A 19,781-nucleotide genomic window follows, 5' to 3' on the forward strand; every position below is an offset into this window, starting at 1 on the left:
TGCCCGCACCCCGCTCCAGGCCCCCGCCCCCAAGACGAACCCGCACCGCACTGCCTCAGCGTCCGCAGCCGGCCACACACGCGAGGCCACGCGACAGCGAACCCCTCAGCCGAACGTAAGCCGAAGCCCCCCACCAGCAACCGACTCCACCCGCACCTGCGTCAGGTCATCGACCTGCACGGTGGGCGAGAACTCCCCCGCCCGAGGGCCGACCCCCACAACCCGCATACCCGCAGCGACCCCGGCCGCGATCCCAGCCCCGGAGTCCTCGAAGACAACGCAGTCAGCAGCATCGAACCCGAGCTCAGCAGCCCCCTTGAGGAACCCCTCAGGGTCAGGCTTGCTGGCGCCGACACTCTCCGCGGTGACCCGCACAGCGGGAAGCGCAAGACCGGCCGCAGCCATCCGCCCCGTGGACAGCGGCACATCCGCCGACGTCACGAGCGCATGCGGCAGCCCCTCCAGCGACAAGGACGCCAGGAAGGCCTCGGCCCCCGGCACAGGAACGACACCCTCCATGTCCGCGGTCTCCGCGGCCAGCATCTCGCGGTTCTCCGCGTAGTTCTCCTCCATGGACCGCTCCGGCAACAGCACCGCCATCGACGCGTACCCCTGCCGCCCATGGACGACCTTGATGACCTCGTCGAAGTCGAGCCCGTGCCGCTCGGACCACCGCCGCCAGCAGCGCTCGACCACGGCATCGGAGTTCACGAGGGTCCCGTCCATGTCCAGGAGGAGGGCCCGCGCGGTCAGAACAGAGGCAGTCTCAGCCGTCATCGACGTACTCCAGAACACAGAGGGAGGTTCCGCGGAGGGAAAGACCCGCGGAGAAGAAATCGCGGAGGAAGTATCAAGGCAGCTCCGCCCGCCGGTCAGGGAACACGGGCGGAGCCACTTTGTTCCTCCACGATACAAAAAGGGGCCACCAGACGCCAGCACCGCAGGTCACACCCCCTGCAGCCCTCAGCCCGCACCCAGTCACCCCAGCCGCACCCCACCCAGACCCTCCACCCAGGACCCCACCCAGGACCCCCGCCCAGGACCCCCGCCCAGCCCAGACACCTCAGTGACCTCTACAACCTCAGCGACCTCAGCGACCTCAGCGACCTCAGGCGACCTCAGGCGAAAATCGCCTCGTACAGACTCCACACCCCGAGCCCCAGCATCAGCAGCGCCGCAATCTTGGTGATGAGCGACAGCGGTACCCGCTTCATCAGCGCCTTTCCACCGACGATCCCGAGCCCGGCGACGGCCCACAGCGCGAGCACCGCGCCGAGCCCCACGGAGAGCGGGTCGTCGTACCGCGCGGCCAGGTTCGCGGTCATGATCTGCGTCAGGTCACCGAACTCCGCGACCAGGATCAGCATGAATCCCGCGCCGGAGACCTTCCAGAAGCTCTGGTCCTTGGGCTCGCGGACCTCTTCCTCCTCGTCGCCGCCCTTCAGGAGCAGCATCGCCGCCCCACCGAGGAAGAGGACGCCGGTGAGCGCGTGCAGCAACTGCTGCGGCAGGAGCGTCAGTACGCTGCCCGCCGCCACGGCGAGCACGACATGGACGACGAAGGCGGCCGCGACCCCGACGAAGACGTACGAGGCGCGGTAGCGCGTCCCGAGGACGAGCCCGGCCAGCGCTGTCTTGTCCGGGAGTTCGGCAAGGAAGACGACGCCGAAGACGAGCGCCATCACGCTGATGCTGATCAAGGTTCCTCAATCGGTCGGGGCTGCCCCACCGAGAGCAATCTGTACGTCACGTACATACGACACCTCGGCACGGCAGCACACACAGACGTACACGGTCATGTACGTCGGGCACTGCTTGCCGAAGGTCTCGCTGGCCGACCACGTCGATGACGGGGCCTGCCTCCGGGCGCCGGCTCAGGCGAGCTGAGCAGTATGTCGACGGTCCGGCGAAGAGCTACTCCCCTTCTGCGCCATCCATCGTACGGGATGTCCGAACACCCTGGGCCAGGGCCTTTCAGCCCCTCAAGCAAGTGACCCAGGCCACACACTGGCGCCCTCTCCGCTCCCTCTCCACCCCCTCCCCACCCCCTCTTCGCCCCCCTCTACCCCTGCTCCACCAACCCCCACCCCTCCTCCCCCTGTCAACACCCGCACAGATGACCGGACATGACACAGCGCCAGAACCCTTGAACTGACCACCTGATTGACGCGACCCTGTCACCTGACGCACATCCGCAGGAAACCCCACCGCGTCAACATGGCCGCCCCAACGGTCAACTTCCCCCCACATCAAGGGAGTTCGCATGTCCGCTGTCTACGCGCGTCGACGCCTCGTCACTCTCACCGCCCTGACCGCACTCGCCTCCGCCGCCACCCTCCTCACCGGCGCCCCCGCCCAGGCCGCACCCCCGGAACCGGTCTCCGCCGCCACCGCCCGCACCTATCTGGGGCAGCTCACGGAGAAGGCCGAAGGCTCGTCCGACGGCTACAGCCGCGAGAAGTTCCCGCACTGGAGCACCCAGTCCGGCGCCTGCAACACCCGCGAGGTCGTCCTCAAGCGCGACGGCACGAACGTCGAGCAGGACTCCAGCTGCGCGGCCACATCGGGCACCTGGAAGTCCCCGTACGACGGCGGCACCTGGACCGCCGCCTCCGACGTCGACATCGACCACGTCATCCCGCTCTCCGAGGCCTGGAAGTCCGGCGCGAGCAGCTGGACCACCGCCGAGAGGGAAGGTTTCGCCAACGACCTCACCCGCCCCCAGCTGATCGCCGTCACCGACAACGTCAACCAGAGCAAGGGCGACCAGGACCCGGCCGAGTGGATGCCGCCCACCACGTCGTACCACTGCTACTACGCCCGGATGTGGGTGGACGTGAAGCACCACTACAGCCTCACGGTGAACGCGGAGGAGAAGACCAAGCTGTCCTCGGTCCTCAGCGGCTGCTGAGGTCACCCCACCCTCACCGGCCACGGCAGCCTCACCGGCCATGGCAGCCACTCCAGTGCCTGTAGTGCCTGTAGTGCCTGTAGTGCCTGTAGGGCCTTTCAGTGTCTGCAGTCACAGGCCTGTAACCAGCGCGAATCCGCGGAACCTCGCCATGGACCTCCGTCGTTCCGTACCGTACGGGGCGACGGAGGAGAGTGATCATCGTGGCACGGCTGCGTCTGGGTCCGCTGCTGAGGTATGTCGACGGTTCGACGGCGACCGTATGGGTCGAGGCCGATCGTCCCTGCACCGCCGAGGTGCGGTGCGCCGACGGCTCCAAGGGCACGGCGAACACGTTCCAGATAGCGGGCCATCACTACGCGCTCATTCCGGTCACGGGACTGCGTCCGGGCTCGGAGACCGCGTACGAGGTGCGGCTCGGCGACAGCGACGCCCCCGTGTGGCCGCTGCCGGACTCGCCCTTCCCGCCGAGCACCATCCGCACGCCGGGCGAGGGCGACGACGAGGCGCTCCGCGTCACCTTCGGGTCCTGCCGCTGGGCGGCCCCGCCGAGCGGGGAGCACGACCCCGTCGGGCCCGACGCGCTGGACACGCTCGCCGCCCGCATCGTCACGGGCACGGCCGCCGACCGCCCGGACGTCCTGCTCCTCCTGGGCGACCAGGTGTACGCGGACAACACGTCCGAGGCGACGCGCCGCTGGCTCGCGGCCCGCCGGAACCTGAACGACCCCCCGGGCGACCAGGTCGCGGACTACGAGGAGTACACCCACCTCTACTACGAGTCGTGGCTCGACCCCGAGGTCCGTTGGCTGCTCTCCACCGTGCCCAGCTGCATGATCTTCGACGATCACGACGTCATAGACGACTGGAACACCAGCGAGGCCTGGCTCGCCGAGATGCGCGCGACGCCGTGGTGGCGCGAGCGCGTGCTGAGCGGCCTGATGTCGTACTGGGTCTACCAGCACATGGGTAATCTGCCGCCCGCCGAGCTGGAGCGGGACGAGCTGTACGCGGAACTGCGCGCGACGCCGGACGGCACGGACGCGCTGCGGGCCTTCGCGTCCGCCTCGGACGCCGACCCCACAGCGACACGGTGGAGCTACCGCAGGGACTTCGGCCGCGTACGCCTGCTCATGATCGATACACGCGCGGCACGCGTCCTCGACGAGGAGAACCGCGCGATGATCGACCGGGAGGAGGCCCGCTGGCTGCGCGAGCAAGCTCTCGACGGCACGAACGGCACAGACGGCGCGGGCGGCTGCGATCACCTCCTCATCGGCACGTCACTGCCCTGGCTCCTGCCGCACCTCATCCATGACGCCGAGGGCTGGAACGCCGCGCTGTGCCGCGGCGAGCGGGGCGCGCGCTGGGCCCGCTTCGGCGAGAACCTGCGCAGGCGCTCGGACTTGGAGCACTGGGCGGCGTTCCCCTCGTCCTTCGACGCGCTGACCGCGCTGATCGCCGAGGCCGGCACGGGGGAGGGCGCCCCGGCGACGGTGTGCGTGCTCTCCGGCGACGTGCACCACGCGTACATCGCGGAACCGACCTGGCCGGACGGCGGCGGCCCCGATGCCCGCGTCCTGCAGCTCACGTGTTCTCCCGTCCACAACTCCATCCCCGCGTCGATAAAGCTGGGCTTCCACTTCGGCTGGAGCAGGGTGGGCCGAGGCCTGGGCCGCCGTTTCGTGCGGCACGGACGGACGGCGCGAGCCGCCATCAACTGGCGCAAAACGGGTGGCCCTTGGTTCGGCAACCAGCTCATGACGCTGACGCTGCGGGGCCGTTCGGCGGACGTGAAGCTGGATCAGGTGCGGGTGGTGAAGGGCGTCGGCGTACGCCTTGAGACGACGCAGGAGTCGCAGCTTTCGTGACCCCCTGACCCCCTGACCTCCCGTAGGCACCCGACACCCCGGCCGGAATCGCTTGACACAGGCCACACCTGCCTGGTGATCCTCCGCTCCGGGGTTCGACTTTGGGGCTTCCGGCGGCATGATGAGGCGACATGATGAGGCGGACCGTCCGCTTCCACCACGCCCCCTGTCGCGCCTCCGTCGGCCCCTCCGATGCCCGGGAGTCACACCTTTGTCCGCACCATCCGCAGCGATCGCACCGGAACATGACGTTGCTGTCGCCGTCGTCGGCGCGGGGCCCCGCGGCACGAGTGTCCTGGAACGCCTCTGCGCATCGGCGACCGAACTCCTGCCGCCGGGGGCACGGCTGACGGTCCACGTCGTCGACCCCTCTCCCCCGGGCCCTGGGCGCGTCTGGCGGACCGCGCAGCCGGCCGAGCTGCTCATGAACACGGTCGCATCGCAGGTGACCCTCTTCACCGATGAGAGCGTCGACTGCGCCGGGCCGATCCGTCCGGGCCCGAGCCTGTACGCGTGGGCCGCCGCCGGGCACGCGCCGGGGCTCGGTCCGGACGACTACCCGACGCGCGCCTGTTACGGCCGCTACCTGGAGTGGGTCTTCGCCGAGGTCCTGCACGGCGCACCCGGGTCGGTCCGGGTCGAGGTGCACGCGGCGCGGGCAGTGCGGCTGGAGGACGCGGTGCGACTGGAGGACGGGGCGGGGCTGGAGGACGGGGCAGGGCCGGCGGGCGGGGCGGGCGGCGCCCAGACCCTCGTACTCGACAGCGGCCGTGAACTCTCCGGGCTCAGCGCAGTCGTCCTGGCGCAGGGCCACCTCCCCGCGATCGGCGACGAGGGGCAGCAGCACCTCTCCGCGTACGCCGCGCGGCACGGCCTGCGCCACATACCGCCGGCCAACCCCGCCGACGTCGACCTGTCGGCCGTCGCCCCCGGCGAGCGCGTCCTGCTGCGCGGGCTCGGCCTGAACTTCTTCGACCACATGGCGCTGCTGACGCAGGGCCGCGGCGGACGCTTCACCCCTGCTCCGGAGGGCGGTCTGCGCTATCAGCCCTCAGGGCGCGAGCCGAAGCTGTACGCCGGGTCGCGGCGCGGCATCCCCTACCAGGCGCGCGGCGACAACGCGAAGGGCGCGTACGGACGGCACGAGCCGCTTGTCCTGACCTCCGACGTCATAGCCGGCTTCCGCAAGCGCGCGGACAGCGGTGACGCGCCGGACTTCCTCGACGAGATATGGCCACTGGTCGCGAAGGAGGTCGAGACGGTCTACTACGCGGCCATCGTCCAACCCGCCGACCGGGCAGCGGAGTTCAGGGACGCCTTCCTCGCGGCGCCGCACCGCGGCTCTCAAGAGGCCCTGATCCTGGACGAGTTCGGGATCCCCGAGGCGGCGCGCTGGTCCTGGGACCGGCTCGCACGGCCGTACTCCGGACTCACCTTCCGCTCCCCTGACGACTTCCGCGCCTGGCTGCTCGCGTATCTGCGCGAGGACACCGCGCAGGCCGCGCTCGGCAATGTCGCGAGCCCGCTGAAGTCCGCCCTGGACGTACTGCGCGACCTGCGCAACGAACTCCGCCTGGTCCTCGACCACGGCGGCCTGTCCGGGGCATCACGCCGCGAGCACTTGGACCGCTGGTACACGCCGCTCAACGCCTTCCTGTCGATCGGCCCGCCCCGGCGCCGCATCGAGGAGTTGGCGGCACTGGTCGAGGCGGGTGTCGTCGAGGTGCTCGGCCCGCGCTCGGACGTGCGGCCCACCGCTGACGGGATGTTCCTGGCGCACTCCCCCGACGTGCCGGGGTCGGATGTGTTCGTCACCACAGTCGTCGAGGCCCGCCTCCCCGAGCCGGACGTGCGACGCACCGCGGACGAACTACTCGGGCGGCTCCTGCGGACGGGCCAGTGCCGCGCCCACGTCGTCGACGGCTACGAAACCGGAGGCGTCGACGTAACACCCCGCCCCTATCACCTGATCGACCGTCAAGGACGTTGCCACGCAAGGAGGTTCGCATTCGGAGTGCCCACGGAAGGCGTGCACTGGGTCACGGCCGCCGGGGCCAGGCCGGGCGTCGACTCGGTGACCTTGTCGGACGCGGACGCGGTGGCGCGGGCCGTGCTGCGGACGGCGGCGGGCGTCGCGGAGATCCCCTCCGCGGGGCGAGTGGTTCCGTCCGCGAGGGGAGTGGTTCCGTCCGCAGGGGAAGTGGAATCGCCCGAGTGGCCAGATGTTGAACTTGCAAGCATTGATTAGGTTCCCCTAACCTTGGGCCTCCGCTCGGTTACCGTCCCCGAAAACCGAAGGAGTCCCCCACCATGACTGGACGTCTCAACAGCGCCCAGCCCTACGCCCTCGGGCTTTTCCGCATAGTCATCGGCCTGCTCTTCGCCTGCCACGGCGCCGCGTCGCTCTTCGGAGTACTCGGCGGCGCGATGGGCGGCGGCACGGTCGACGCCGGCACCTGGCCGGGCTGGTACGCGGCCGTCATCCAGCTGGTCGGCGGCGGCCTGGTCGCCCTCGGCCTCGGCACCCGCGCCGCGGCGTTCATCTCGTCGGGCTCGATGGCCTACGCCTACTTCAAGGTGCACCAGCCCGAGGCCCTGTGGCCGCTGCAGAACGGCGGAGAGGCTTCCGCGATCTTCTGCTGGGCCATGCTCCTGCTCGTCTTCACCGGCTCGGGCGCGCTCGGCCTCGACCGCCTCTTCGCGTCGCGGGGCGGGCGCGAGGACAAGGACGAGGCGGCGTCGGAGCGGACGCCGGTGGCCGCCTGACGCGCACATGACGCGCGCACCCATGCGTGCGCGCTCACTCACTCACGGGACGGCGCCCCGGCCCTCGTACGCGTACGAGGACCGGGGCGCCGTCCCGTACCGGGAGGGTCAGCCGACGGGAGCGAACGGCACCGTGAAGCACGCCAACCGGTCGCCCGCACCGCCCTGTTCACGGTGGAGCACGACGGATCCGGCCCCACCCGGACGGAACTCCCAGTCATGGCGGGCGGTCGCCGTGCCCGAACCGTCCTTGCGCGCGGTGAAGTCCAGCCAGACCTCGTTCTCGGCGTTGACGTAGGCCGGGTCCTCCGAGGGCTGGACCGGGTCCTCGCGGTGCTGGTAGTGCCCACCGGCCGCGGCCGGGTCGGGACCGCACGGCTTCTGGTGCACGTGCGCTCCGTACGCGAAACCCGGCTTCATTCCCTTCACCCGGAGCGTGACCGCCATGTCGCCCGGCTTGCCGCGCTGCTCGACCTCGATCCGGGAACCCGCGGGGACGAGCTTCGTGTCGTACGTGATCGCCGACGAGGAGATGAAGGCCGTGGGCGGCGCGAACCGCGCCCCCACCCGCATCTCGTAACAAGGCCCCCCGTCACCGGCGCCCGCACCGCCGCCCGCTGCGAGCACCGCCGTCGCCATGACCCCGGCGAGCATTCCTGCCACCATCGTCCCGCTCCTTTGCTGTCTCTCTGTCGATGTCTCTGTTGGTACGGGACATCGGCGTCGTACGCCGCATCTGGAGCGGCAGGCGGGTGAACGTGGCGTAGCGAACATATGAGCCCCCCGTGGATCTCCTGCGGAGGGCGCGGCGTACGCTGTACAGCTGTCACCAGGCCGCCCCTGCCGCTCCCCCGCGACGTCGCGGCAGTCAAGTCGTCGACCGGGGAGTTACGGGGAACTTCGGTGCTTGAGACTCTGGGCTCACTGACCAGCAGCCCATGGATCTACGCGGTAGTGGCACTTTCCGTGCTCTTCGACATCGTGCTGCCGGTCCTGCCGAGCGGGGTCCTCGTCATCACGGCGGCCACTGCGGCGGCCGCGGCGGGAACGGCAGGTACGGCTGGCGCGACAGGTGCGGCTGGTGCGGCAGGTGCGAGTGCGGGGGCCGTCGCGCACGAGGTGCCCGACATCCTGATCCTTCTGCTCTGCGCTGCCACCGCCTCGGTGCTCGGCGATCTCGCCGTCTACCGCCTCGCGTGGCGCGGCGGCGAGCGCCTGGACCGCGCCATCGCCCGCTCGCGCCGCCTCACCACCGCGCAGGAACGACTCGGCACGGCGCTCTCCCGTGGCGGCGGAGTCCTGGTCGTCATCGCTCGCTTCGCCCCTGCGGGCCGCTCGATCGTCTCGCTCGCGGCAGGCGCGGCACACCGCAAGGTGCGTGAGTTCCTGCCCTGGTCGGCGCTCGCGGGAGTGGCGTGGGCCGGATACAGCGTCGCGCTCGGCTACTTCGGCGGGCAGTGGCTCGGCGCGTCGTGGCTGGCCACGGGCGTCTCACTGCTCGCGCTCTTCGCGGCGGGCGCGGGGGCGGCGTTCCTGGTGCGCCGGCCGCGTCCGGCGGCCGGTTAAGCCGCCGAAGCCTTTTCGGCGGCCCGCGGCTTGGCCCCGCGCACCTCGATCCCGGCGAGCAGTTCGGCGGTGGCTTCGGTGACCGCGTCCACGGCGCGGTCGAAGACCTCCTGGTTGTGCGCGGCCGGGGCACGGAATCCCGAGACCTTGCGCACGTACTGGAGCGCGGCGGCCCGGATCTCCTCCTCGGTGGCGTCCTCGGGGATGGCGGGCGGACGGAGGGTCTTGATGCTGCGGCACATGCTTACAGCTTGCCGCGTGCGAGGCGCCGGTGTGAAGTGAGGCGCCGAGTGAGGCGCCCGCCAAAGGTGGAGCACCGAAGCAGCGCACCAAAGCAGCGCACTGAACTCGAGCACCGAACTGGAGCACCGAACTGGAGCATCGAAGTCAGGCGTGGCGCCTCTCGCACTCGAAATTCGAACAGGAGTAGCATTAGTGCGTGCCTGAAACCCCTGCATACGACTTCCCGAGCGACCTCCTCACGGGGCAGGAGGAACTGCACCAGGTCCGGGCCGAACTCCTGGCCCTGCTGAAGCGGCTCCCCTGGTCGGTCATGCCCCTGGACGGCTTCAGCGACGACCACGGCTGGCGCAAAGTGGAGCGCCCCGCCTCCCCCGGATGGACCCCGGACGAACAGGCGGAGGTGGAGAAACTCCGGGCGCGTGAGCGGGAGTTGGCGGTGTTCGTCACGTGTCACCGCTTCTGGGATCAGGTGACGGGACCGGACGCGGTGACGGCCCGCGCGCGGCTCAAACACATACACGAGAAATCCATTGACACCGAGTGACAGCGGGCGTTGACTCCAGCTAAGCCGAGGAGGTGCTGCCATGAATGTTCTGCTGGTCGTCCTGCTCTTTGCCCTGGTCGGCCTGGGTTTCAGCCAGCCACTTCTGTGGCTGGCAGCTGCGGCGCTCGTCTTCTTCATGGTCCAGAGTTACGACCGCGGAGGCTCGGACAAGAGCAGCAGCAGCGGAAGCGGCGCGGGCGGAGCCGCGAGTGCCGGAGCTTCCGGCGGTGGCGGTGGAGCCGGCGGAGGTGGCGGTGGCTTCCCCAAGACCTACCGCGACTACCGCATCCGTAAAGAACGCCAGGAGCGCTGGGACCGCAGGTACAAGCGCACGCACCCGCATTCCGGCCGCTGAGCGGGCGGCCGCCGTGGTGCGGCCGCACTCGCCGATACGACTGGTCACTGTTCCGGGCGACACGGCGCTTACCTGCGCAAACGCTGGGGATTGAGGTCATGCACAACGCATCGACCACCCCCGGGAGCCCACGCGCATGCGCCTCAGAACCGCCGCAGTCACCGCCGCCTTCGCGGCCCTCCTGACTGCGGTCGCCCCCACGGCCACCGCCGGGACCCACACCGCGTTGGAGCGCTCGGTGGCGGCCCCGGGCCAGGTCTGCTTCTGGTCCGAGCCCGGAATGATGGGCCGGGCCTGGTGCTACGGCCCGCCCGGCTACGCGGAGGCGGAGAACGGCACACAGCGCCACGCATATGCCTTCGAGTCGCGCGTCAACACCAGTGTCTACGCCATCAGTTACGGCCCCGGAGCCGGTTGCTTCTACCGGGAGATCCGCAAGGACGACTACAACGAGAGCTGGACGGTCTGGGCCAAGAAGCTGGACGGCGTGGGCGACACGACCATGGGCTGCGATCAAGGCTGACGTACGCAGATGCCCTCCCGGCCGCGCCCATACCCACGCCCATGCTCACGCCCACTACTGGCCGCGCTGCTTTTGGCCCCCGCCGCCTTCCTGAGCGCGTGCGCCCAGCCGCCGCCCGCACCCCCCGCGCTCGCACCGGACGACACCATCAGGTCGGCCCAACAGCAGCTGATCGAGGACTGCTTGAAGAGGCAGGGCCTGAAACCACCACGCCCGCACGAGGACGCGAACGGCAGCCCAGGCGGGTCAACCAAGGACCGCCGGGAACGCCAGGAGCACCAAGAGCACCAGGAGCACCAAGAACGCACGACAGCGGCCCTGTTCGGCACGGGCCCCACGGAGCTCTCCCTCCAACTCCCCACCGGCTACACCGTGCGCGCCCACACCGACGGCTGTCTCGCCGCTGCCCAGCGCACGCTCTACGGCGATCAACGGCGCTGGTTCCGGGTCTCGACGATCGCGAACAACCTCAGACCGGAAGCCGCCCACCGCGACCGGCCAACGACAGCGGTGACTCCCACACATGGAAGATGAAGTGCTGGCGACCCGCTGCCGCACAAAAACCACCACGGTGCGCCCCTGCAACTGAAACGCCTCCGGGGCGCACCGCCCGCCGGATCAGCCGATCGGCGCCCCTGCCCCTAGGGGAAGCCCTCCGATCATGGAGGAGGCGGGTCCCTGCACGGCGTTGTCGACCTCGGCGGTAGCAGCCGAGGGGTTGTCCGCGCTCAGCTCGCCGCGGGACGCCTCGACGTCGACCTCACCGAGGGGGTTCTTCAGGTCCTGTGCCGTCTTGGTGGCGGAGTCGAGCAGCTGGGTCTCACCACCGACCGGCGGCTGCGGCGAGGCGAACGCGGGAGCAGCACCTGCCAGACCACCCCCGACTCCAACCACACCCGCAAAACCCACAAGCCCCGCAACAGCCTTGGCGATCCTCACGAGACAATTCCCTTCCGGCCAGGCCCCAACGGCAGCACGACGGTCGTACGCCCACACGGCCCTCGCCGAAAGTGCCAACTCCCCCACAATCCCCCAGGTTCTGGTCTGCCCCCAGCAAATCCGAGAAGATCCATCAGACGTCATCCGACCGGCCGTTCCTCGGGCGGAGGCAGGACCACTGCTACCTCCCCTCCGGGGGCGGACGTTGGACGCCGGGGCCCGTTCACCCAGGTCGCGGGCAAGTCTGGACGGAAGGCGGACTCGTCACCGCGGCGTAAATCACGTGCTCCCCGCAAGACCGATGACTACGGTGATGCCTGTTCAGGTGCGCAGGCTGCGGCTACTTCTCCTCTCAAGAGAGCAACGCGGGTTCGAATCCCGTCGCCGACACTGGTCGGTGTCGTCCAGCGGCCCAGGACGCTTACGTCGCCGCCGCCGAGTCCGATCTCTGAACACCCAGACGCGAGCCGTCCGCCACGGGGGAACCACGCGGACGGCTTCGTCGCGTCAGCCCACGCGCCCGGCCTCGTCCTCGCATGCGCTCGCGGATCGCGGCCCGGCTCGGCACAGCGGCGCCGGCCGAACCCCGGCCCGAGCCGAAGCGGCCAGTCGTCGACCTGTCGCAGCTCGTCTCCGCGGGCAGCTCGGCATCATCCACGCCCGATGGTCCGAAGGCCTGGCGCTCGCGGCCGGCGCCGCGGTGCTCGCCGTGCTCACCGCCGTGGCCACGCCAAACGGGCCCGACCGCACGGAGTCGGTGAAGACCGAGTGACCCCACCGGAGTCGACCCAGGTAGCGGTCGAGCTGGGGCGGCTACGCGGCGCGGTCGACACCGGGTTCGCCACGATCAACGGCCGCCTGGACGTCGCCTTGCAAAGGACCGACCAGACCGAGAAGGACATCAGCGACCTGGAGCAGCGGTTGTCCGCGCTGGAGCGGTCACGGTGGCCGCTGCCGTCGGTGGCCGCACTCGTCAGCATCATCGCCCTCGGGATCGCCATCCACGAAGCCCTCGGGAAGTAAGCGTTCGCCCCCTCTCGCCTTCGGGCCGGAGGGGGCGCTTCGTCATGTCCGGGTAGTGATGTGACCGCGGGATGGTTCACCGTGATCGGCAGCACCTCACGGACGAGCGCAGGCGGAACGGCTGGTATTACTGGGGTATGGAGGAAGAGACCGCACGCTCCGCGATCGACACGTTCATCTCCGCGTTCAACACTACGGACGACAACTATGTGACTGCCCTGCTCTCCCAGGCCCTGACCTCAGACGTGGTCTTCTGGGGACCGTTGGGTCGCAGCGAAGGAATCGCGGCGGTTGAGCGGTTCGTACTGGACATCCGGCGCCACCCGGCGGGGACCGGCACGATGGTGCGCTGCTCAGCGGTGGACATGCCTGACGAATGGGCCCGATACCAGTGGGTGTTCACCACGCCTGCTGGAGGCCCCCGCCTGGCGGGAACGGACGTCGTCCATCTGCGACGGAGCCTCATCGACCAGGTCATCGTCTTCGCGGGGGAAATCGAGCCGTCCGACTCCTGAGTCACCTTCTGTCGCTGTCCTTGCTGGGGCCAGTGATGGCCGGAAGACGAACCCAACTGTCGCGACCACTCTCCGGTCAGGGCCAGCAGCTCCAGGACCACGAGACCCGCATCCGCGCCCTTGAACGCGGACGTTGGCCGCTGCCCACGATTGCCACTCTCGCAGGCGTGGCAGGTGCCGTATCGGGTGCGATCGCCCTTCTCGCCTGCTGAATCGCCGCCCCCTTCCGCCTTCGGGCGGGAGGGGGCCTTTCGTCATGCCCGAGGCGATTCGGCTGGCTTCGCGGTGGTCAGCGAGAGCGGACGGATCGCTGAGCACGAGTGATAACGGCTTGGGCGTCTGCGCCGTACACAGCGGATTCCCTGAGCGTGTGCCAGACGCGGAGGTATGTGGCCACGTTGTCGTCATCGTCCAACCACAGTTCCGCGTGCCAGTCCTCGGCGATGACGAGCCGTTCATCCAACACCCAGAAGCCGTTGGCGGCAGGGACCTTGAGCGAGGCGGAGAGAGGGACCACGCCGAGACGCACAGTGTCCATACCGATCGTTCCCGCGAGCCGGTCGAGCTGGCTCGTGAGGACTGATGGCGAGCAGATCAGTGAATGGAGGGCTGGCTCCCATACGAGGGCATGGAACTGGCGGCCGCCCTCGTGTAGCCACTCCTGCCGCCTTATGCGGGAGCGGACTGCTTCGTCCGTGTCGCGTGTCGTGCCGTAGAGGCTGGCGTAGCGCACGAACATAGCGCGGGCGTAGTCCGCGGTTTGGAGCATGCCGGGGATCACGGACTCCTCCCACGCGCGGATGACCTTCGAGCGGTCCACCTCGAGGTTCCAGCTGTCTTGCACCGGGCGGTGACCGGCGGCGAGTTGGCGCCGCCAGGATCGGATGTGGGACTCGAACCCCTTGAGGCGCGCATCGAGTTCGGCGAAGGCCTCAGGCTGGTTGGCGCCGTCGGCCCACGCGCGCAGGTCGTCGGCAGTGGCGGTCTGCTGGCCGTTCTCCAACTTGTAGATCTTGGAGTGCGGCCAGCCGAGGCGTTGGGCGAGCTGTGGGCCGGTGAGCCGACCATCAGGGGACGAGAGCCGTATCTCGCGGAGTCGCGCTCCGAGAGTTTCTCGAGCCTGCTGAAAGTCTGTGCTCACCGGCTCCCCGCCATCAGTCGGCGCGCAGTTGCGCCGTGAACTCGTCGAATGGGACTGCGTGATGCATGGCCGCGTCCCGGACCTGGCAGTATCGCAGGACTTCAGCAGGCTCCGTGATCACCTCGACGTCGTGGAAGGTGTCCTCGTCGTCGAAGCGAAGCACGGCGACCAGGCGGCTGTCGAAGATCCAGAAGTCCTCTGCGGGCAGGTGCGCGTGCTGTGCGTCCTCACGCCAGATGTTGCGGACGTCCTCGCCCGTTGCTGCGTTGCACCGGGAGTAGTCGAGCAGGAACAACTGGCCTTCGGTGGGCGGGTTGTCGACGACGCGGACGCGTCCTACGTGCTTGCCGCTGGACGTCTGCCGAAGGATGTTCGCGCACCATTCGCTGTCCAGATCCATGGGGGCCTGCCCCGTGCGCTGGAACTCGGCGAACCCAGGATCCTCGCGGTCGGAGGCGTATCCGCGCCGTGTCTCCAGGTGCCACGCCGAGTGCTCGAACGTCTCGAAGAGCCGGCCGAACTCGGCCATGTCGATCAGGTTGGGCACCCGCTTCCTCTCCTTCGGGCCGTGGTTGACGAGCAGTTCTCGCGGCACCACCACCGCAGCATCGTCCGGGCCGAAGTGCTGTAGCTGGGCGAGGTCGGCGCTGTCAGTGAGCGGCGTCCCCTGCACGATGACCTCGCCGGAGTCGATGTCCTGGTGGATCGCTGGGCACCCACCGTTCTTGCTGTCCGTGCCGTTGAAGCGCAGTCGTCGCGCCATGCCGCCTCCCTCAGTACGGGGTTGTCGCCACCAGCATCACCACGCGATGTCCTCCGCTCTAGAGCGTGCAGCTCCCATCACGAGAACACACGAGAACATTCGGCCAGATGCCGAGAACATTCGAGAACATCGCCTGTGCCCTGGCGGTCTCATGTTCATACCGTCCTGGTCATGGCCTCAGCACCCGAGTTGAGCGACGCCGTCAGCGTCGACCCGTTCACCGCCGTGGAGTCTCTGCGGGCGGCCCTCGACCACGTTGGCATAGTGCTCCCGTCCCTCGCGGTCGACGCGGGAGCACCCGCCCTCCACCTCGTTGAACTTGGGCGCGCCCGTGCGGACGTCGCCATGCGACTGGCTGTGGCACTTCAGCGAGGAGAAGCCGCAAGCGGCCTCGCCGATAGCGGCCCTCGACTTCCCACGGAGGCCCTCAGATGAAGCGACTCAAAGTAGACACGGTCAGCCACTGGCCAGGCGGCGCACTGCCAGCCCTCGGCACCTTGTCCGAGCCGCAGGTTCGCGGCAGGGCCTGCTTGTGGTGCGCTGTCGCCCTCTCCAACACCACGGCTGTCGACCTCGGCGAGCGGTCCGTAGACGCGCACGGCACTGTCACCCGGTGGTTCCCGCGCTGCTGCCGTTCCTGCGGCTACACGCACCTCTACGCAGCGTTCGAGAGCCACCAGAAGGACTGCACGCAGTGCGCCACCACCCTCCCCTGGTGCCTCCAGGGCCAGAGGCTGTTCGGCGCGGCCATGAGGGTCAGTCGGCAGGTGCCGCAATGAGCGAGCGCACCACGATCCCCGGCATCTGCCACATCCGTAAGGAGGGAACGAACGTCCGCTGCACCCTTCCGCCACAGCACACCGGCGACCACCGGCACTACTACCAGCGCATCGACTGGCCGCGCCGCCCAGGCGAGACGCAAGCCAGCTGAGACCCCCGCCGCGGCCACGTCGGACGGGCCGCAGCGGGAAGAGGCGGCCGCTCGACGGCGAGCGTGACCGAGCGGCCGCCTACCCCTCTGTGCATCGAGCGGAGATCCCATGGACAGCCCACCACTCCAGTCCCCTCTCCTCTGCGGGCGATGCGGCCACACCGTCCGTGAATTCGAGGAGTGCGAACCCCCGCTTTGCGGATAGCTGAGCAGCGGGTAGCAGGTAGCAGGTAGCGAGAACGTGCCCCGCGTGAAGGGAACGCAGCTATGTGACGCCTGCACACACTCCCGGCGTGGAGCGTTCCGGTGTGAGATGACGCCAGAACCTTGCTCCTCGCACCTTGGCGCGTTGGCCCACTCCCGCCCGCGCCGAGACCGGCCGCCTCGTCTCCTGGTGGAGGACACCTAGCCCTACGGTTGTGGCATATGCCGCAGGGCGAGAGGTACGGTAGAGGAATCGAACGCATGTTCACCCAGATGGGCGATGTCCTAAACGGAGCCTCTGTTACACATAGATAGCCCCACCGCAGGCGTGCTGGGTCGTCTCATTGTGGTGCCCCCCTCTGTGACGGCCCGGCACTTGGGATCGCCCTCGCACTCCGCGCCAGCGGAACGCGAGGGCGATCTGCGTTGCAGTCACCGAGCCAAGCCGGCCCGAGACCTGCACAGAAGGCGTTGATCGTTTAGGGGATATTTAGGAGACGGAGCGCAGTAGTGGGGGTGTAGCCAGACTGCGCGAGCAAGATGCCAGGCTGCACAGTGCGCCCCAACAAGAAGGCCCTGCACCCCCGTTGAGCTGGGAGTACAGGGCCTTTTCGCTGATCACCATGGTGGGCGCGGACGGTTTCGAACCGCCGACATCTGCCTTGTAAGGGCAGCGCTCTACCGCTGAGCTACGCGCCCGGGGTGTTTCGACAGCCTACCTTGCCGGTGGCCCCGAGCCGCAAACGCGTATGCGGTGGCCGCGGGAGGGGGTTAACCCCACCCCCGATCCGGGAGTGGGCCGGATCCCGCGGGGCGGGGTTCGTTCGTACGGTCGTAGGGCGCCCAGGGAAGTCAGGGCCCAAGGAAATCAGCGCCCGGGGAAGTCGCAGTCGTGGCGTGGGCCGCCGGTCGAAGCCGCTCAGGGGAGATCCTTCATGACCGTCCGCTCCGTCCGCTCCACCCGCTCCACCCGCTCCGTCCGCTCCACCCGCTCCGTTCCCTCTCCTTCCGTTCGTCGCGGCCACTCCCCCCGCCGCCGCCTGCGCGTCCTCTCCGCCGCCAGTGGTGCCGTCGCCGTCGTTCTGCTCGCCGGTGGCTGTGGGGCCCGTGCCGGTGACGACTCCGAGCCGGAGCGGCGGGCGTTCGCGTTGGAGGGGAAGACCTTGACCGTCGACTCCGACGACTCCGCACTGGAATTCGTCACCGCGGGCTCCGACACCGGCAAGGTCCAAGTGACCCGGTGGTTCGACGGGTCCACCGTGCTCGGCGGGAGTCCCGAGGTGACGTGGGCCATGGGCGGGGACCGGCTGACCCTGAGCATGAAGTGCTCCGGTGTCTTCGCCGACTGCTCGGCCAAGCACCGCATCGAAGTGCCTCGTGGGGTGGCCCTGAAGGTGGAGAACGACGACGGGCACGTCAGCGCCACCGGGCTTCGGGAGCCCCTCTCCATTCGCACCGAGGACGGTTCCGTGACCGTCAAGGACCCCGCCGGGCCGCTGACACTGGACAGCAGCGACGGAGCTGTCGACGCGACCGGCGTCCGGTCGGAGCGCGTCCGTGCCACCTCCAAGGACGGTGCCGTGCGGCTCCGGCTCGCGTCCGTGCCCGACCGTGTCGAAGCGCGTAGCGCGGACGGCGCCGTCACCATCGAAGTACCGAAGAAGAGGGGCGGCCGCGACGTCTCGTACGACGTGGCGACCAAGACGACCGACGGAGCCGTGGATGTTTCCGTTCCCCGCGACAGTGGTAGTCCGCACCTGGTGTCCGCCCGCAGCGAAGACGGCAAAGTCACGGTGCGCAGCGCGAACTAACCGGCCCGTGTGTTCGTCATTAACCGGTGGGAGAATGTGACACCGGGCAAGGCGGATGACAGCACGGGAGAGGGATAGTGACGGCGACACCTTGGCAGCCGTACACACCGGATACGTCGAGCAAGTCAGTTGTGCCGGATCCGGATGAGGATGTACGTCGCTGCGGGAGCGTGCGGCCGCGTCACCGCCCGGACGGCCGCAGGGGCGAGCGTGCGGACGACGTCCCCCCGCACCGGCCGGCCCCCCTCCGCGACGCCGTCGCGCTGGTCCTCCTGCCTCTCCCCCTTCTCGCCCTCGCCCTCTCCGCCGCCTTCGCCGGCGGCGGCACCCGGCGGTGGTTCGGCGGGCGTGGGGAGAGCGTGCGGGCCGACGCCCAGGCCGCCAAGGACGCGGCGGCCGCTGCCTTCTACGAACTGGACACCGCCCAGCGGGACCTGCGGATCTCCATCGAGACCATCGTCGCCGTGGACTCCACGCCCGCCGCGCAGCGGGCGGTCTCGGACTTCGAGGCGATCGGGCGGCGGATCGACGAGGCCAGCCATCAGTACATCAGCGCCGTCGACGCGCACGACCTCGACCGTGACGATCTCGAGGCCTCCGTCGCCGCCCGCGCACGCACCGAGCTCACCGAGGCCAAGGGCGAGCTGGACAAGGCCAAGCAGGACCTGGACCGGTTCCAGCAGGGGCTCGGGCCGCTGCTGGACAAGGCCGAGACGCAGCTCGCCCGGCTCGCCCCGGCCGTCGAGCGCGCCCGGCAGACGCTCCTCGCCGCCAGCAACGCCCTGGATTCCGTACGAGGGGCCGGGCTCAAGGCCGATGATCTGGCCGCCCGCCTCGCCGCCCTCGGGCCCGAGCTGACCAAGCTCAATCAGGGAGCCGGACAGCACGGCGTGCCCGAGACCCTGCAGCGCGCCGACCGCGTCCTGCGGGACGCCGAAGCCGTCCGCGCCGAGGCCGAGCGGCTGCCCGAGCGGGCCGCCGAGATAGACCGCCGCCTGGTGTCGCTGCGTACGCGCGCGCAGGCGCTCACCACCCGCAGCGGTCAGGTCGACCCCGTCCTCAGCGAGCTGCGGCGGCGGTTCACGGCCGCCTGCTGGCAGGACCTGCAGCGGGTGCCGGACCAGGCCGCGGAGAACGTACGGCAGGCCGAGGTCAAGCTGAAGGAGGCCCGGCAGGCGCGCGAGGAGCAGCGCTGGCCGGACGCCACCGCCCTGCTCTCGACGGTCCGCGCCCTGCTGAACTCGACGGACGAGGCGGTCTCGGCCGCCGGCGACCGGCTGCAGCAGCTAAACGCGGTGGCGAAGGACCCGCAGCACGAGATCGAGCGCACCCGCTTCGCGATCCGCGACGCCCAGCGCCTCGCCATGGCGGGCCGCCAGACCCCGGAGCAGCGGCACGCCCGCCCGCTGGACGAGTCCGTCGCCCGCCTTGACCGCGCGGTGGCCTCCCTGGAGGGGCGCCACCCGGATTACTGGCACTTCCTGACCGAGACCGAAGCCGTGCGGCAGGCGGTGGCGCGCGTGGTCACGCAGATCCGGGAGGAGCGGGGGCAAGGGGCCTGAGCAGGGGCAAGGGGCCCGAGCGCGGGCCAGGACCTGGAGGCCTTGGGGCGGCCGGGCCCAACGCGTCTACCGGCGGCCCTCTACCGCGTCTGCCGGCGGCCTCCTAACCGCGT

At 69.7% G+C, this 19,781-nt stretch carries 23 protein-coding genes and 2 tRNA genes; 17 read left to right on the forward strand and 8 right to left on the reverse strand.

Translation table 11 applies throughout. From position 1 onward, the window contains the following. Positions 1-105: 105 nt before the first annotated feature. A complete protein-coding gene (locus AC5P1C_RS06990) occupies positions 106-777 on the reverse strand; it encodes an HAD-IA family hydrolase (RefSeq protein WP_493864773.1) in 672 nt (223 codons plus the stop codon). A gap of 341 nt (positions 778-1,118) precedes the next feature. Further along, positions 1,119-1,700: a TMEM165/GDT1 family protein gene (locus tag AC5P1C_RS06995; protein WP_493864774.1), complete on the reverse strand. Its 582-nt coding sequence runs from the start codon at positions 1,698-1,700 to the stop codon at positions 1,119-1,121. 563 nt (positions 1,701-2,263) lie between these two features. Between AC5P1C_RS06995 and AC5P1C_RS07000 the strand changes: the two genes are divergently transcribed. The 4 genes from AC5P1C_RS07000 (at position 2,264) to AC5P1C_RS07015 (ending at position 7,548) form a co-directional block, all read left to right on the forward strand. Further along, positions 2,264-2,911 carry an HNH endonuclease family protein gene (locus tag AC5P1C_RS07000; protein WP_493864775.1) on the forward strand — a complete coding sequence of 216 codons (648 nt, stop codon included), beginning with the start codon at positions 2,264-2,266 and terminating at the stop codon, positions 2,909-2,911. A 203-nt stretch (positions 2,912-3,114) separates the two neighbouring features. Continuing rightward, positions 3,115-4,782: an alkaline phosphatase D family protein gene (locus AC5P1C_RS07005; RefSeq protein ID WP_493864776.1), complete on the forward strand. Its 1,668-nt coding sequence runs from the start codon at positions 3,115-3,117 to the stop codon at positions 4,780-4,782. 211 nt (positions 4,783-4,993) lie between these two features. Then, positions 4,994-7,030, forward strand: a complete 2,037-nt coding sequence (locus AC5P1C_RS07010; protein ID WP_493864777.1) for an FAD/NAD(P)-binding protein — start codon at positions 4,994-4,996, stop codon at positions 7,028-7,030. 62 nt (positions 7,031-7,092) lie between these two features. Further along, positions 7,093-7,548 (forward strand): DoxX family protein, encoded by a 456-nt coding sequence (locus tag AC5P1C_RS07015; protein WP_493864778.1) that lies wholly within the window; start codon positions 7,093-7,095, stop codon positions 7,546-7,548. A gap of 108 nt (positions 7,549-7,656) precedes the next feature. Here AC5P1C_RS07015 and AC5P1C_RS07020 read toward each other — a convergent pair whose 3' ends face one another. Then, positions 7,657-8,214, reverse strand: coding sequence for a superoxide dismutase family protein (locus AC5P1C_RS07020; RefSeq protein WP_493864779.1), 558 nt, complete (start codon positions 8,212-8,214; stop codon positions 7,657-7,659). A gap of 237 nt (positions 8,215-8,451) precedes the next feature. Here AC5P1C_RS07020 and AC5P1C_RS07025 point away from each other — a divergent pair, with 237 nt between their 5' ends. Then, positions 8,452-9,114, forward strand: a complete 663-nt coding sequence (locus tag AC5P1C_RS07025) for a DedA family protein (protein ID WP_493864780.1) — start codon at positions 8,452-8,454, stop codon at positions 9,112-9,114. Here the strand turns inward: AC5P1C_RS07025 and AC5P1C_RS07030 are convergent. After that, positions 9,111-9,356, reverse strand: a complete 246-nt coding sequence (locus tag AC5P1C_RS07030) for a DUF2277 domain-containing protein (RefSeq protein WP_493864781.1) — start codon at positions 9,354-9,356, stop codon at positions 9,111-9,113. The genes AC5P1C_RS07025 and AC5P1C_RS07030 overlap by 4 nt on opposite strands. Before the next feature lie 197 nt (positions 9,357-9,553). On the opposite strand from AC5P1C_RS07030, the gene AC5P1C_RS07035 reads away from it, so the two are divergent. From AC5P1C_RS07035 to AC5P1C_RS07050, 4 genes are all read left to right on the forward strand, one after another. Next, positions 9,554-9,901, forward strand: coding sequence for a DUF8825 domain-containing protein (locus tag AC5P1C_RS07035; protein WP_493864782.1), 348 nt, complete (start codon positions 9,554-9,556; stop codon positions 9,899-9,901). 40 nt (positions 9,902-9,941) lie between these two features. Then, entirely contained in the window at positions 9,942-10,256 is a 315-nt protein-coding gene (locus AC5P1C_RS07040) for a hypothetical protein (protein WP_493864783.1), read from the forward strand. A gap of 136 nt (positions 10,257-10,392) precedes the next feature. Next, a complete protein-coding gene (locus AC5P1C_RS07045; RefSeq protein WP_493864784.1) occupies positions 10,393-10,779 on the forward strand; it encodes a hypothetical protein in 387 nt (128 codons plus the stop codon). 72 nt (positions 10,780-10,851) lie between these two features. Next, positions 10,852-11,313, forward strand: a complete 462-nt coding sequence (locus AC5P1C_RS07050; RefSeq protein WP_493864785.1) for a hypothetical protein — start codon at positions 10,852-10,854, stop codon at positions 11,311-11,313. 84 nt (positions 11,314-11,397) lie between these two features. Here the strand turns inward: AC5P1C_RS07050 and AC5P1C_RS07055 are convergent, their stop codons facing one another. Further along, positions 11,398-11,673, reverse strand: a complete 276-nt coding sequence (locus AC5P1C_RS07055) for a hypothetical protein (RefSeq protein WP_493864786.1) — start codon at positions 11,671-11,673, stop codon at positions 11,398-11,400. A 353-nt stretch (positions 11,674-12,026) separates the two neighbouring features. On the opposite strand from AC5P1C_RS07055, the gene AC5P1C_RS07060 reads away from it, so the two are divergent. The 3 genes from AC5P1C_RS07060 (at position 12,027) to AC5P1C_RS07070 (ending at position 13,256) form a co-directional block, all read left to right on the forward strand. Beyond that, a tRNA-Glu gene (locus AC5P1C_RS07060) sits at positions 12,027-12,108 on the forward strand. A gap of 378 nt (positions 12,109-12,486) precedes the next feature. Further along, positions 12,487-12,741: a hypothetical protein gene (locus tag AC5P1C_RS07065; protein ID WP_493864787.1), complete on the forward strand. Its 255-nt coding sequence runs from the start codon at positions 12,487-12,489 to the stop codon at positions 12,739-12,741. A gap of 137 nt (positions 12,742-12,878) precedes the next feature. Beyond that, complete coding sequence (locus AC5P1C_RS07070; RefSeq protein ID WP_493864972.1) at positions 12,879-13,256, forward strand: nuclear transport factor 2 family protein; 378 nt, start codon at positions 12,879-12,881, stop codon at positions 13,254-13,256. A 289-nt stretch (positions 13,257-13,545) separates the two neighbouring features. Here AC5P1C_RS07070 and AC5P1C_RS07075 read toward each other — a convergent pair whose 3' ends face one another. Both AC5P1C_RS07075 and AC5P1C_RS07080 read right to left on the reverse strand, forming a co-directional pair. Then, positions 13,546-14,397 (reverse strand): helix-turn-helix domain-containing protein, encoded by an 852-nt coding sequence (locus AC5P1C_RS07075; protein WP_493864788.1) that lies wholly within the window; start codon positions 14,395-14,397, stop codon positions 13,546-13,548. 13 nt (positions 14,398-14,410) lie between these two features. Continuing rightward, positions 14,411-15,160 (reverse strand): DUF6879 family protein, encoded by a 750-nt coding sequence (locus tag AC5P1C_RS07080; RefSeq protein WP_493864789.1) that lies wholly within the window; start codon positions 15,158-15,160, stop codon positions 14,411-14,413. Positions 15,161-15,331: 171 nt separating this feature from the next. Between AC5P1C_RS07080 and AC5P1C_RS07085 the strand changes: the two genes are divergently transcribed. From AC5P1C_RS07085 to AC5P1C_RS07095, 3 genes are read left to right on the forward strand one after another with little or no spacing between them, the layout of a single operon-like run. Continuing rightward, positions 15,332-15,595: a hypothetical protein gene (locus AC5P1C_RS07085; RefSeq protein WP_493864790.1), complete on the forward strand. Its 264-nt coding sequence runs from the start codon at positions 15,332-15,334 to the stop codon at positions 15,593-15,595. Further along, positions 15,592-15,939, forward strand: a complete 348-nt coding sequence (locus AC5P1C_RS07090; RefSeq protein ID WP_493864791.1) for a hypothetical protein — start codon at positions 15,592-15,594, stop codon at positions 15,937-15,939. The genes AC5P1C_RS07085 and AC5P1C_RS07090 overlap by 4 nt, the downstream gene beginning before the upstream one ends. Then, positions 15,936-16,091: a hypothetical protein gene (locus tag AC5P1C_RS07095; RefSeq protein ID WP_493864792.1), complete on the forward strand. Its 156-nt coding sequence runs from the start codon at positions 15,936-15,938 to the stop codon at positions 16,089-16,091. The genes AC5P1C_RS07090 and AC5P1C_RS07095 overlap by 4 nt, the downstream gene beginning before the upstream one ends. 828 nt (positions 16,092-16,919) lie before the next feature. Here AC5P1C_RS07095 and AC5P1C_RS07100 read toward each other — a convergent pair. Then, positions 16,920-16,994, reverse strand: a tRNA-Val gene (locus tag AC5P1C_RS07100). A gap of 236 nt (positions 16,995-17,230) precedes the next feature. On the opposite strand from AC5P1C_RS07100, the gene AC5P1C_RS07105 reads away from it, so the two are divergent. Both AC5P1C_RS07105 and AC5P1C_RS07110 read left to right on the forward strand, forming a co-directional pair. Continuing rightward, positions 17,231-18,106, forward strand: a complete 876-nt coding sequence (locus AC5P1C_RS07105) for a DUF4097 family beta strand repeat-containing protein (protein ID WP_493864793.1) — start codon at positions 17,231-17,233, stop codon at positions 18,104-18,106. A 77-nt stretch (positions 18,107-18,183) separates the two neighbouring features. After that, positions 18,184-19,668 (forward strand): hypothetical protein, encoded by a 1,485-nt coding sequence (locus AC5P1C_RS07110; protein ID WP_493864794.1) that lies wholly within the window; start codon positions 18,184-18,186, stop codon positions 19,666-19,668. The last annotated feature ends 113 nt before the right edge of the window (positions 19,669-19,781 follow it).

It is taken from the genome of Streptomyces sp. A18 (assembly GCF_059026065.1).